Source organism: Bradyrhizobium sp. BR14999 (assembly GCF_056106085.1).
The window spans coordinates 8,440,857-8,453,840 of sequence record NZ_CM148536.1 but is presented as its reverse complement, the minus strand read 5'-3'; the positions used below and the strand labels follow the sequence as shown (position 1 = coordinate 8,453,840).

13 protein-coding genes are annotated in these 12,984 nt (G+C 65.6%); 4 read left to right on the top strand and 9 right to left on the bottom strand.

The window, feature by feature from the left end:
• Nucleotides 1–27 precede the first annotated feature (27 nt).
• The gene (locus ACR9YP_RS39425; RefSeq protein ID WP_130221193.1) at nucleotides 28–486 is read right to left on the bottom strand and encodes a nucleoside deaminase; all 459 of its coding nucleotides are present in this window, start codon (nucleotides 484–486) and stop codon (nucleotides 28–30) included.
• A 119-nt stretch (nucleotides 487–605) separates the two neighbouring features.
• Between ACR9YP_RS39425 and ACR9YP_RS39420 the strand changes: the two genes are divergently transcribed.
• Nucleotides 606–2,528 carry a pseudouridine synthase gene (locus tag ACR9YP_RS39420; protein WP_474218583.1) on the top strand — a complete coding sequence of 641 codons (1,923 nt, stop codon included), beginning with the start codon at nucleotides 606–608 and terminating at the stop codon, nucleotides 2,526–2,528.
• Nucleotide 2,529: 1 nt separating this feature from the next.
• A complete protein-coding gene (gene rsmD / locus ACR9YP_RS39415; RefSeq protein ID WP_474218582.1) occupies nucleotides 2,530–3,084 on the top strand; it encodes a 16S rRNA (guanine(966)-N(2))-methyltransferase RsmD in 555 nt (184 codons plus the stop codon).
• 121 nt (nucleotides 3,085–3,205) lie between these two features.
• On the opposite strand, the gene mutL is transcribed toward rsmD, so the two are convergent.
• Nucleotides 3,206–5,020, bottom strand: a complete 1,815-nt coding sequence (mutL, locus tag ACR9YP_RS39410) for a DNA mismatch repair endonuclease MutL (protein ID WP_474218581.1) — start codon at nucleotides 5,018–5,020, stop codon at nucleotides 3,206–3,208.
• 251 nt (nucleotides 5,021–5,271) lie between these two features.
• On the opposite strand from mutL, the gene ACR9YP_RS39405 reads away from it, so the two are divergent.
• Nucleotides 5,272–5,589, top strand: coding sequence for a ribbon-helix-helix domain-containing protein (locus ACR9YP_RS39405; protein ID WP_474218580.1), 318 nt, complete (start codon nucleotides 5,272–5,274; stop codon nucleotides 5,587–5,589).
• 229 nt (nucleotides 5,590–5,818) lie between these two features.
• On the opposite strand, the gene ACR9YP_RS39400 is transcribed toward ACR9YP_RS39405, so the two are convergent.
• The 4 genes from ACR9YP_RS39400 to ACR9YP_RS39385 are packed head-to-tail and all read right to left on the bottom strand — an operon-like array spanning nucleotide 5,819 to nucleotide 8,794.
• Nucleotides 5,819–7,387: a GMC family oxidoreductase gene (locus tag ACR9YP_RS39400; RefSeq protein WP_474218578.1), complete on the bottom strand. Its 1,569-nt coding sequence runs from the start codon at nucleotides 7,385–7,387 to the stop codon at nucleotides 5,819–5,821.
• 29 nt (nucleotides 7,388–7,416) lie between these two features.
• On the bottom strand, nucleotides 7,417–7,965 hold the full coding sequence (locus tag ACR9YP_RS39395) for a gluconate 2-dehydrogenase subunit 3 family protein (RefSeq protein WP_474218577.1): 549 nt from the start codon (nucleotides 7,963–7,965) through the stop codon (nucleotides 7,417–7,419).
• 46 nt (nucleotides 7,966–8,011) lie between these two features.
• The gene (locus ACR9YP_RS39390) at nucleotides 8,012–8,407 is read right to left on the bottom strand and encodes a VOC family protein (protein ID WP_474218576.1); all 396 of its coding nucleotides are present in this window, start codon (nucleotides 8,405–8,407) and stop codon (nucleotides 8,012–8,014) included.
• Entirely contained in the window at nucleotides 8,408–8,794 is a 387-nt protein-coding gene (locus tag ACR9YP_RS39385; protein WP_474218575.1) for a c-type cytochrome, read from the bottom strand.
• 310 nt (nucleotides 8,795–9,104) lie between these two features.
• On the opposite strand from ACR9YP_RS39385, the gene ACR9YP_RS39380 reads away from it, so the two are divergent.
• Entirely contained in the window at nucleotides 9,105–9,410 is a 306-nt protein-coding gene (locus ACR9YP_RS39380) for a hypothetical protein (RefSeq protein ID WP_128931408.1), read from the top strand.
• 59 nt (nucleotides 9,411–9,469) lie between these two features.
• Here ACR9YP_RS39380 and arfB read toward each other — a convergent pair whose 3' ends face one another.
• From arfB to ACR9YP_RS39365, 3 genes are all read right to left on the bottom strand, one after another.
• A complete protein-coding gene (gene arfB / locus ACR9YP_RS39375; RefSeq protein ID WP_128931409.1) occupies nucleotides 9,470–9,886 on the bottom strand; it encodes an alternative ribosome rescue aminoacyl-tRNA hydrolase ArfB in 417 nt (138 codons plus the stop codon).
• 185 nt (nucleotides 9,887–10,071) lie between these two features.
• Nucleotides 10,072–11,445 (bottom strand): M16 family metallopeptidase, encoded by a 1,374-nt coding sequence (locus tag ACR9YP_RS39370; protein ID WP_438105160.1) that lies wholly within the window; start codon nucleotides 11,443–11,445, stop codon nucleotides 10,072–10,074.
• Complete coding sequence (locus ACR9YP_RS39365) at nucleotides 11,442–12,836, bottom strand: M16 family metallopeptidase (protein WP_474218574.1); 1,395 nt, start codon at nucleotides 12,834–12,836, stop codon at nucleotides 11,442–11,444. Before ACR9YP_RS39365 ends, ACR9YP_RS39370 begins: the two co-directional genes overlap by 4 nt.
• Nucleotides 12,837–12,984: the final 148 nt, after the last annotated feature.

The following is a 12,984-nucleotide window of genomic DNA, read 5'->3' as shown; positions in this document are numbered from 1 at the left end:
GCTACGCTCGCAATGACGAGGAGAGACCTACCGCCGCTCGCGAAAGAACTCCCGCAGCAGCCGCGCCGCCTCGCTCTCGCCGACCCCGGAATAGACCTCCGGTGCGTGATGGCAGGTCGGGGAAGCAAAGAACCGCACGCCGGACTCGACCGCGCCGCCCTTGGGGTCGGCGGCGCCGTAATAGAGCCGCCTCACCCTTGCAAAGGAGATCGCGCCCGCACACATGGTGCATGGTTCGAGCGTCACGTAGAGGTCGCAGTCGACGAGGCGCTCGCTGCCGATCTTCTTCGCCGCCTCGCGCAGCGCGATGATCTCGGCATGGGCCGTGGGGTCGTAGTCGGTCAGCGTCCGGTTCGCCGCGGTGGCGATGACCTCGTAATTGCGGACCACGACGCACCCGATCGGAACTTCGCCCGATTTTCCGGCATTTTCGGCCGTCCTAAGCGCCAAATCCATGAAAGAAGGGGCTTTCATGCCTCGTATCATCGCCAGAAACCTGCTACTAGCTCCGCCTTCAGCAAGAGTGGATACCGATTTTGCCTGAGCATGCGGCTCGGAACGAGCGCGCACAATGCTCATCGCGCCACCCCTAAGTGAGATTATTCATGCCCCGCGACAGCGACAAAGACAACGATTCCCGCGGCCGGCGTGATCGTGGCCCGTCCAAGGGCCGCACCGGCAAGCCCCGGGGGCCGGACAAGAAATTCGCCAAGCGCGGCTTCGAGGGCAAGCGCGATCGCGACAGCCGCCCGCCCCGCGAGGGTCGTGAGGGCCGTCCGTTCCGCCGCCGCGAGGAGGGCGATGCGCCGCGCCGCGATTTCAGCGACCGTCCGCGCTTCAAGCGCGACGACCGCGGCGGAGAGGGCCGCGGCGAGCGCAGCTTCAAGCCGCGCGGCGACAGGCCGTTCAAGCCGCGCGGCGACCGTCCGAAGTTCGATCGTGATGAGCGCGCGCCGCGCGGTGAGCGTTCGGAGCGGCGGTTCGAGGACCGCAAGTTTTCGCGTGGCGACTCCGATCGGCCGCGCAAGGACTTTGGCCGCGACCGAGACTTCCGGGATAGCAAGCGCAGCTTTGGCGACCGTCCGAGAGATCGTGGCGAGCGAGGCGATTCAAAGCCGTGGCAGAAGCGCGACGATCGTCCGCGCGGCGACCGGCCGCGCAAGAGCTTCGACAAGGATTTCGGCGGCCGTGATCGCGGCGATGAAAAGCCCTGGCGTCAGCGCGACGACCGCCGTGAAGGTGGCCGTGGCGACGACCGTCCGCGTTTTTCCCGGCGCCGCGATGAGGGCGATGATCGCCCGCGTTTCTCGCGCCCGCGCGAGGAGCGCTCCGGTGACGATCGTCCGCGCTTCAATCGCTCGCGCGAAAGGCGGCCGGAAGGCCGCATGGACTGGCAGGAGCATCCCCGCAGCGAGGGTCGCTTCCGCGATCGGCCGCGCCGCGACAACGAGGACGACAGCAGGATTTTCGAGAAGCGCCCCGCCTTCGGCGGCCGCGGCGCCTATCGCGAGCGCGATCGCGATTTCGAGGGGCGTCCGCGCCGTGAAGACGCGCCGAAGCCGAAGAAGGCCGGCGAGCGCATCGCAAAGGTGCTGGCCCGCGCCGGCCTCGCTTCGCGGCGCGATGCCGAGGAATTGGTCACGCAGGGCCGCGTCACCGTCAACGGCCGGGTGATCAATTCGCCGGCGCTCGACGTCACCCAGAACGACGTCGTCGCCGTCGACGGCAAGCCATTGCCGCCGCGCGAGCGCACGCGGCTGTTCCTCTATCACAAGCCGCGCGGATTGATGACGACACATGACGACCCCGAGGGTCGTCCGACCGTGTTCGACAATCTTCCCGAAGGTCTGCCGCGCCTGATCAGCGTCGGCCGGCTCGACTTCAACACCGAGGGCCTGTTGCTGCTCACCAATGACGGCGGCCTCGCCCGCACGCTCGAGCTGCCGGACACCGGCTGGCTGCGCCGCTACCGCGTCCGCGCCCATGGCGACGTCACCCAGGCGCAGCTCGACGAGCTCAAGGGTGGCATCGAGATTGAGGGCGTCAAATACGGTCCGATCGAAGCGACGCTGGAGCGCGACCAGGGCGCCAATGTCTGGCTGGTGTTCGCGATCCGCGAGGGCAAGAACCGCGAGGTGCGCAATGTCTGCGCCCATCTCGGGCTCGAGGTGAACAGGCTGATCCGCGTCTCCTATGGCCCGTTCCAGCTCGGCGAGATTCCGGAAGGCCAGGTCGAGGAGATCAAGTCGCGGGTGCTGCGCGAGCAGCTCGGCGACAAGGTCATCGAGAAGTCGGGCGCCGAGTTCGACATGCCCGCGAAATCCGCCGCGCGCGAGGGCGATGCGCCGAAGAAGCCGATGAAGCGCGCTGTCATCAACGATCGCAAGGGCCGCCGCGTGCTGGTGCAGCGTACCGGCAGCGAGGAGGCGCGCGAGCGCAACGAGTTGGAAGCGAACGGCTATGGCCCGCCGCGCCGTCCCAAGCGCGGTTATCACGGCAAGCGCGACCTGACGCCGCGGGAGGATTAACTTGCGCGTCGTCGGCGGTCGTTTGAAGGGGCGCAATCTCGCCTCACCGTCCTCGCGCGGCATCCGCCCGACGGCGGACCGCCTGCGCGAGTCCGTGTTCAACATTCTCGTGCACGCCTATGACGATCCGATCGAGGACGCGCGCGTGCTCGATCTCTTCGCCGGCACCGGAGCGCTCGGCATCGAGGCGTCGTCACGCGGGGCGAAGTTCACGTTGTTCGTCGACAATGGAGCGGAAGCGCGTGCGCTACTCCGTAACAATGTCGAGTTGCTCGGCCTCGGCGGCGTGACCAAGGTCTATCGCCGCGATGCGACCGATCTAGGCCCCGCGCATCCGGTCGAGCCGTTCTCGCTGGTGTTCCTCGATCCGCCCTATGGCAAGGGCTTTGCGGAGAAGGCGCTGGCGAGCTTGCGCGACGGCGGTTGGCTCACGCCGGGCGCACTGCTGGTGGTGGAAGAGGCGAAGGCCGCGCAGTTCGTGACGCCGGAGGGTTTTGAGGAATTGGAGCGGCGGGCTTATGACGACACGGAGTTCGTGTTTCTGAGGAAGCCGTAGTCTCGCTGCCGTAGGGTGGGCAAAGGCGCGCTCTTCGCGCGCCTTTGCCCACCGCTTCTATTGCTCTCGTGGAAAGATCGTGGGCACGGCGCTTTGCGCCTTTGCCCACCCTACGGCACCGTCACCTCCGCCCGAACAGCTTCTCCACATCGCTCAGCTTCAGCTCGACATAGGTCGGGCGACCGTGATTGCACTGGCCGGAGTTCGGGGTGTCCTCCATCTCGCGGAGCAGGGCGTTCATCTCCTCCGGCCGCAGCCGGCGGCCGGCGCGGACCGAGCCATGGCAGGCCATGGTGGCGGCGACATGCATCAGGCGGCGCTCCAGCGGCAATGCCTCGTCCCACTCGGCCATGTGCTCAGCGAGATCGCGGAGTAGCCCGCCTGCATTGGTCTTGCCCAGCAGCGACGGCGTCTCGCGCACCGCGACCGCCCCGGGGCCGAAGGACTCGATCGCGAGACCGAACGATGCCAGCTCCTCGCTGCGATCGAGCAGGCGCTCCACTGTCGCCTCGTCCATCTCGACGATCTCGGGGATCAACAGGATCTGCCGCTGCACGCCGTTCGCCGCCAGCGAGGCCTTCAGCCGCTCATAGACGATGCGCTCGTGCGCGGCATGCTGGTCGACGATGATCAACCCGTCGCGGGTTTGCGAGACGATGTAGGTCTCGTGGATCTGCGTGCGCGCGGCGCCGAGCGGGCGGTCGACGAGATCGCCGGCGGGCTGCGTCTCGATTCGCACATCCGCACTGGGCGCACCGACATCGAATGCGGCTTGCGCGCGCTCGGCGAAGGCGGGCGCTGCTGAACCTTCGAACGACGGCGGCGTCCCAACCGGGACGGATGGCGATTGGCGCCAGTCCCAACTGGCAGACCGTTGCGGCGTGAAGGCAGGGCGGAACGAGGACAAGGCGGCACCGCCGCTGTTGGCCGCCGTACGTCGGCCCTCCCGCGCGAGCCCTTCCTTCAATCCATGCACGATCAGCGCGCGCACCAGACCCGCGTTGCGGAAACGTACCTCGGTCTTGGCCGGATGCACGTTGGCATCGACCTCGCGTGGATCGAGCGTGACGAACAGCGCCACCACGGGATGGCGGTCGCGCGGCAGATAGTCGGAATAGGCCGCGCGCACCGCGCCGAGGATCAGCTTGTCGCGCACCGGACGGCCGTTGACGAAGAGATATTGCCCGAGCGCGTTGGCTTTGGTCAGCGCAGGCGCGGCGGCATAGCCGGCGACGACGACGCCCTCGCGCTCGGCATGGACCTCGATGGCGTGGCTGCGAAACTCCGCTCCCAGGATATCGCCGAGCCGCGTCAGGCGTCCCGCCGCGCCGGGCAGCGCCGCGGCCCAGGTCACCGGCGCGCGCTCTTCGCCCGCGAGCGTGAAGGCGATATCGGGCCGCGCCATCGCGAGGCGCCGGACCACTTCGCGAATGGCTTCCGCCTCGGTGCGGTCGGTCTTCAGAAACTTCAGCCGCGCCGGTGTCGCGTAGAAGAGATCGTTGACCTCGACCCGCGTGCCATGCGCCAGCGCCGCCGGCATGATCTCGGACTTCTCGCCGCCCTCGACAGTCAAGGCCCAGGCGTGCGGCTCGCTGGCGTGCCGCGTCGTGATGGAGAGGCGCGCGACCGACCCGATCGAGGGCAGCGCCTCACCGCGGAATCCGAGGGTGCGGATCTGGAGCAGGTCCTCATCGTCGAGCTTGGAGGTGGCGTGGCGCTCGACTGCGAGCGCGAGATCCTTTGCAGGCATGCCGCCGCCGTCATCGGTGATGCCGATCCGCCGGCGCCCGCCACCGTCGGTGAAGACGTCGATGCGGCTTGCGCCCGCATCGATCGCGTTCTCGACGAGCTCCTTGACCACGCTCGCCGGACGTTCGACCACCTCGCCGGCGGCGATGCGGTTGACGACTTGCTCTGGAAGCTGGCGGACGGGCATGAACTCGATCTTGGGGCTCGAACGGGGATTCGCAGACGGCGCTATTCTAGGCCGTGTTGCGTCAAAAGCATGGGCTGAGCAACACCGGAGTGGCGGGCTGGGGAAGAGGGCTCACTATCACATTGAAGACATTGGGCGTTCGAGAAAATTCCGCAACCGGCATGGACGCATCTCCGGCCACCGTCCTGATTGTGAGGTGCCGGGGAGCGGTGTAGCATCGTGAAAAAATGGCAACAGGACGGGAGGACGCCATGTGCCATCTCTTCGCGCACCAGCCCCAACGCGACTACGAATCACAGACCCGTTCTCTAAGGATCGGCGGGCACTGCACCTCGATCCGGCTGGAAATGGCGTTCTGGGACACGCTGGAGGAGATCGCGGCCAAGGAGAGCATGAGCCTCGGCAAGTTCCTGACGACACTCTACAACGAGGTGCTCGACCATCATGGCGAGGTCAACAATTTCGCCTCGCTGCTGCGCTGCTCCTGCCTGATCTACCGCTCCAGGAGCATGGCGCCGGTGCGGGAGTTCAAGGGCACGGTGGAGCCGATTCTCGACGCGGCGGAATAGACGTTCCAACAAAAGTGCGTAGCCCGGATGGAGCGAAGCGCAATCCGGGATTCGAGCCACAGGTGAAAGCGGCCCCGGATTGCGCTGCGCTCCATCCGGGCTACGGGACTAAGATACTCCCTCCGGCGTCATTGCGAGGAGCTCTTGCGACGAAGCAATCCAGACTGTCGCTGCGGAGAGATTCTGGATTGCTTCGCTGCGCTCGCAACGACGGCGAGGACACCCGACCTCAAATCTCCTTCTTCTGCATCGCGCCGGCGATGTAGTCGGCCTGCCGGATGGCCAGCGCGACGATGGTCAGCGTCGGGTTGCAGGCCGCGCCGCTGGTGAACTGGCTGCCGTCGGAGACGAACAGGTTCTTGATGTCATGGCTCTGACCGAACTTGTTGACCACGCCGTCCCGCGGTTTCTCGCTCATCCGGTTGGTGCCAAGATTGTGCGTGCTCGGATAGGGCGGTGTCGGATAGGTCACGGTGGCGCCGACGGCGTCGTAGACTGCAGCGCCCTGCTTGTAAGCATGTGCGCGCATCGCGACGTCGTTGGGATGGTCGTCGAAATGCACGCTCGCGACCGGCTGTCCGAACTTGTCCTTCACGACAGGGTCGAGCGTGATGCGATTGGTCTCCTGCGGCATGTCCTCGCCGACCAGCCACATGCCGGCCATCCTGGGATAACCGTCGAGTGCTGAGGTGAACGGGCGGCCCCAGGCGCCGGGATTGAGGAACGCCGCCATGAAGGGCAGGCCGATCGACAGCGTCTCCATCTCGTAGCCGCCGACGAATCCGCGCTTCGGATTGTTGGCCGCCTCGTCGCGGATGATGCCGGCCATGGTGGTGCCGCGATACATGTGCACCGACTTTTCGAACACGGCGTAGACGCTGCCGGTCATGTGGCGCATGTAGTTGCGGCCGACCTGGCCGCTCGAATTGGCGAGGCCATCGGGGAACATGGTCGAGGCGCTGTTGAGCAGCAATCGCGGGCTTTCGATCGAATTGCCGGCCACCGCGACGATGCGCGCCTTCTGGCGCTGCATTGCGCCATTTTCATCGGCGTAAACGACGCCGGTCACCTTGCCGCTCGCATCGTGCTCGATCTTGACCACCATGCTGCCGGCGCGGACTTCGAGATTGCCGGTCGCCTCGCCCTTCGGGATCTCAGTGTAGAGCGTCGACCATTTCGCGCCGGATTTGCAGCCCTGGAAGCAGAAGCCGATCTGCTGGCAGGAGCCGCGCCCGTCGCGCGGCTGGCTGTTGATCGCCATGTTGCCGGTGTGCACGGTCTTGTAGCCGAGCTTTTTCGCGCCGGCCTCCAGCACCTTGAAGTTATTGTTGCCGGGAAGCCCGGGAATGCCGTTGGTGCGGGTCACGCCCATCTTGTTCTCGGCCTTGGCGTACCACGGCTCCATCTCCGCGAGCGTGACCGGCCAGTCCAGCAGATTCGCGCCGGGAATGTTGCCGTAGGTGCTCTTCACCCTGAACTCGTGCTCGTCAAAGCGCAGCGAGGCGCCGGCCCAATGCACGGTGGAGCCGCCGACTGCCTTGACGATCCAGGCGGGAAGACCCGAGAAGTCCTTGGCGACGCGCCACGTGCCTGAGGTGGTGCGGGCATCGGTCCAGGCGAGCTGCGAGAAGCTCTCCCATTCGTCGTTGATGAAGTCGTGATTCTCGATGCGGGGACCTGCCTCGAGAATGACGACCTTGACGCCTTTCTGCGCGAGCTCGTTGCCCAGCGTGCCGCCGCCGGCGCCGGAGCCGACGATCACCACAACGCTGGAGTCGTTCAGATCGAATTTTGCCATATGCGTTCTCCTGAACCCGTTGGGTGACGTTAAGCCTTCGGCAGCCAGTCAATGTCGGCAAAGCCGCGGTTGACGTAGCCGCCATGCTCGGCCGAGGAGCCCTCGTAGCCGAACCGCGGCCAGACCTCTTTCTGGTTGTAGAGCGAGACGACGAGGTCGCCGCGCACCTTCTGGAAGAACTCGCTCTGCTCGATCTCCTTCAGCAGCACCACGCGGTCGGCTTCCCAGGGCACCTCGGCGTAAGCCACCTTGTGGCGATCGCGCGCGTTCTGGTCGAGCCGCGTAATGCCGTCGCTGATCAGCGATTTGACGGCGGGATCCTTGGCCGCCTTGCCATCCCACGGCTTGATCGCGGTGATGTAGTAGCTGTCGCCGAGCACATCGTGCGGATAGATGTCGCGTGCGACCTTCAGCAGTGTCTTCATTGTCGCGGGCGATAGCGCGCTCGCTTCATCTGCCCAGGCATTGTCGATGCTGACACCGACGCTGGTCGCGACGGCCGCAACCGGTACGGCGGTTGCCGCGCCCTTGAGAAAGACGCGGCGGCTGTGCTTGCTTCGACGGTCGACTTCTCTCATGGCATGTCCTCCTTCAATTCTTGTGATTTGGATTATCGTGATTTGGTCAATTGAAACGGCCGCCCCGCTGGATCACCTCGATCTTGTAGCCATCGGGATCATTGACGAAGAAGAAGCGCGCCAGCGTCCTGCCGTCGTGCTTGAAATCGCGTAAGGGGCCCGGCGCGAGCTGCTCGCGCTCGAAGCGGGCATGTTCGGCGTCGAGGTCTTCGACCACGACGGCGAGATGGCCGTAGCCGTCGCCAAGCTGGTACGGCTCCTTGCGATCGAAATTCACCGTCAGCTCGACCTCGAAAGGTGAGGAGGGGTGACGCAGATAGATCAGGGCGAAATCCGCGAATTTCAGATGGTCGGCGACCTCTAAGCCGAAGGCGCGTCTGTAGAAGTCGAGCGATCGCGCTTCGTCGCGCACGCGGATCATGGAATGGACGGGCTTTGCCATTCAGTTCTGCTCCTTGAGATAGGTGATGATGGCAGCGCGCGTCTCCGGCTTCGCCTGCCGGTAGGCCATGACCACGCCGGGGACGACCGCTTGAGGATTGGCCAGCCAGGCGTCGAGCTTTGCCTCGTCCCAGGCGAAGTCGGCCTTCGCGAGATTCTCCGAGTAGCGAAAGCCATCGAGCTTGCCGGCGGGCCGGCCCACGATCTTGACCAGAGGCGGACCCTGCCGCATCGGCTCCGACAGGCTGGTGGTGTGGCACACTGCGCATTGCTGTTTAAAGAGTGTCGCGCCATCCGGCGGTTTTGCCGCCGGCAAAGGCATCTGCGCGCCGGCAACCCGCATCATCAGCACCATCGCGGTGCACAATCCCAGCACGACTGCGCGCATCGCCAAGAGCTCGCCCCATCCACCTCGAAGTCAGCGTGCGCAAACTCTAGGCGGCGTCCGAGATGCGGTGGTAGTAGCGGGCTGTTTCGCTGCAAGCGGGGGCTCGCGCGTGGCGTGTGTTCCGCGCTGCCGCATATGAGGAGCACAATTCCGCGAAACCGCCCAGAAATCCCTAAACGATGACCACACGACGCAGGTTGCATCACAACCGCGCCGTTCAATCTCTCTTTGCGATGAACTGGTCCGGTGCAGGCGAGCGGCGCAGGGATGCCGCCGTGCCGTTCATCGCGAAAAAATCCAGGAGAAATGGATGAAGTTGGTGAAGACCTCTGCAATCGCATGCGCTCTCTCGGCCCTCATTGCGACGCCTGTTCTCGCGCAAGGTACGTCATCTGGCGTCAAGCCCGGAGGCACCGTGCAAAGCAAACCCATGCAGGGCGGCACGGTGGGCAGCGAGGATGATGATGTCGGCGCGCAGCAGGGGGCTGCCGGCGAGAAGGTCGGCGTGAAGTCGACCAAGGGTAAAGGTACCGCCGGAACCACTGGCAGCGCGACACGTAAGGGCACGGCCGACGATGCGGCTACGGGCGGTGCTGCGACCGGCAAGCGCTACTGACGCCAGCTTACGAACCGGCAAACCTTCGGTCGCTCCGCGACCGAAGGTTTTTTGCTTGATCAATCGTCGAAGCGGCCACCGCGTCCGGCCTTGATGTCGCTACGCCGCTTCTTGCCTTCGAGCCGGCGCTGCTTGGACGCGAAGGTCGGCCGTGTCGCGCGCCGCGGGATCGGGCGCACCATCGCCTCGCGCAGCATCTCGACCAGCCGGTCGATGGCATCCTGCCGGTTGCGCTCCTGGGTGCGGAAGCGCTGGGCGTGGATCACGATCACGCCATCCTTGGTCATGCGCTGTCCGGCGATGCGGGCAAGCCGGATGGCGGCATCCTCCGGAAGGGTCAGTTTGCGCGTGTCGAAGCGCAGTTGCGCTGAAGTCGCGACTTTGTTGACGTTCTGTCCGCCGGGCCCGGAGGCGCGGACAAAGCCGATCTCGATGTCGTCCTCGTCGATGACGAGATCGCGGGATATCCGCAGCATGATGGCACCATTCGTGACGTCCGGACATATCGCGAACGTCTACGTTCGGCAATGGTGCATCGTGGAAACGCAAATGGCGGGGACCCGGCTCCGCCATGGCTTCGCCGGGCTTTGAGTGCTGGGCCGGCGAAGCCGCAGGCGGAGACAGCGAGCCCGGCCATTTCAGGAGACGCTTTATCGGATCGTCAGTTCGACTTCGTCGCCGGTACCGCCACCGGCTGCGCGGCGGCCTGCGGGGCGCGGCCGACGACGACGGTGAGGAGGCCTTGGTCCCACAGACGCTTCGCGGCAGCCTTGGCGTCGTCCAGCGTCACCGCATCGACGATGGCGTTGCGCTTCTCGATATAGTCGATCGGCAGCTTGTCCTGCTGATACTGCAACAGCGCTTGCGCCAGCTTGGAGGAGGTGTCCAGCGCCAGCATCTGCGAGCCCTTGAGGTAGGACTTGGCCTCGTCGAGCTCCTTCTGTGTCGGGCCCTCCTCGGCGATGCGGCGGACCTCCTTCTCGATGGCGTCGATGGTGTCGCCGGCGCGGTCGGCGCGCGTGCCGGTATTGCCGATGAACAGCGCGGAATGCTCCATCCACAGCAGCGATTCGTAGACGGAATAGGCCAGCCCGCGCTTCTCGCGGACCTCGCGATAGAGCCGGGAGGACAATCCGCCGCCGCCGAGGATGTGGTTGACAACGTAGGCAGCCATGAAGTTGGGATCGCTGCGCTTCACGCCGGGGCCACCGAAGGTGATCACGGTCTGCGGCACGTCGAGCGTCACGAAGGCGCGCTGCGGCGGCTTTGCGGCATCGACGTCGGGGACCGGCGTGAGGTTGGCCTTGGCGGGCAGGCTACCAAAGGTGTGGTCGAGCAGCTTGCCGAGTGTGGCCGGATCGACGTCGCCGACGACCGCGATCTTCAGCCCATCCTTGGCGAGCACGCGGCCGACATAGTCCTTCAAGTCGGCGACCGTGATGGTGGGCACGTTATCGAGGTTGCCGTTGGTCTGCCGGCCGTACGGGTGATCGCCGAAGGCGACCTCGAGGAACTTGCGGCTCGCCAGCGATGTCGGATTGGTGGTCTCGCGGCGCAGTCCCGAGATGACCTGCGCGCGGATGCGCTCGACGTCGGCCGTATCGAAATGCGGCGATGTCAGCGCCATCCTGAGCAGATCGAAGGCCTCGTCCTTGTTGTCGCGCAACATGCGCAGGCTGCCGCGGAAGGTGTCGCGGGTGGCGTTGAAGGAGAGCTCGATGGCGCGGCGGTCGAGCCGTTCATGGAACGTCTTGGAGTCGAGATCGCCGGAGCCCTCGTCGAGGAGGTCGCCGACGAGGTTGGCGACGCCCGACTTGTCCTTGGGATCCTGCGCCGAGCCGCCGGCGAAGGAATATTCCATGGCGATCAGCGGCACGGTTGCGTCCTGCACGAACCAGGCTTCGATGCCGCCCGGAGAGATCAGATGCTGGATCTTTGCGGCTGCATGCGACGGCGAGACCGCGGCCAGTACGAGGGCCGCGCCGGTAACGAAGGACAGCGCGAAGTGACGCGCGCGAAGGAAGGGATAGGTCACGAACGCTTCTCCTCGCGCTTGGCGGTGGCGGTGTCCTTGATCAGATAGCCCGTCACCGAGCGCTTCTTCTCGAGCCATTTCTGCGCAACGGCGCGAACCTGCTCGGCAGTGACTGCGCGGATGCGGTCGGGCCAGCTCCTGATGTCCTCGATCGACAGGCCTGTGGTCAGCGCGCCGCCATACCAGCGCGCCAGCACTGCCTGGTTGTCCTGGGCATAGATCGCTTCCGCAATGAGCTGAGTCTTGACCCGCTCCAGATCCTCGGCGCGGATCGGGTTCTGCGCGACATTGGCGATGACGCCGTCGACCGCCTGCTCGACCTCTGCGAAGCTGACGCCGGGTTTCGGTGCGGCCGAGATCGCGAACTGGGTCGGGTCGAGCGAGATGCTCGAATAGCTGGCGTTGGCCGAGACCGCGAGCGGCTTGTCGACGACGAGGGCGCGGTAGAGATAGGAATTGCTGCCGCTGCCCATCAGCTGCGCGAGCACGTCGAGGGCCGCGCTCTCGCCGGCTGCGGCCGTGGTCGCCGAGGGCACGAGATAATAGCGCCGCAAGTTCGGCTGCTCGACCCGCGGGTCGGCCAGCGTGACGGTGCGCGGTGCGGCCGGCTCCGGCTCCTGCGGACGAATGCGCCGCGCCGGGATGGCGGGCTGCGCCGGGATGGCGGCGAAATTGCGCTCGACCAGCGGGCGGATTTCAGCGGCGTCCACGTCGCCGGCGATCACCAGGATCGCGTTGTTCGGCGCGTAGAAGCGGCGGTAGAAGGCGAGCGCATCCTCGCGATCGAGCTTCTCGATCTCCTGGTGCCAGCCGATCACCGGCCGGCCGTAAGGGTGGTTGAGATAGAGCGCGGCCATGATCTGCTCGTTCAGCCGCGCATCCGGATTGTTGGCGACGCGCATGTTGTACTCTTCGAGCACGACGTCGCGCTCGGGCAGCACGTTCTCGTCCTTGAGGATGAGGCCGGTCATGCGATCGGCCTCGAACTCCATCATGGTCGGCAACTGCTCGCGCGGAACGCGCTGGTAGTAATTGGTGTAGTCGACCGAGGTCGAGGCGTTCTCGTTGCCGCCGACGCGGAGCACGGTCTGCGAGAATTCGCCGACGGGATGCTTCGAGGTGCCCTTGAACATCAGGTGCTCGAGGAAGTGGGCGAGGCCTGATTTGCCCGGCGTCTCGTCGGCCGAGCCGACCTTGTACCAGATCATCTCCGTGATCACGGGCGTGCGGTGATCCGGGATCACCACGACCTGCATGCCGTTGCTGAGCGTGAAGCTGGCGGGCGGGGCCGATGTTACCGTGGTCTGGGCGAGGGACGCGCCGGCCGTCAGGACACTCGTCGAAAGCAGCGCGGCAAGGAGGCAGGCAGCCGATCGGTAAGAGGACATCATGATCCCTAGTGAAAGGCCGAGGTCCGGATGTCCGGCTCGGAAGCACGGCATGCTACACCGTGCGGCTGAGGCTTCGCGTCACGAAGCAGAGAACTCAACGCGGAGGCAAGTTACTGATAAGCAATTTAGGAACCGCGTCCGGCGTGCA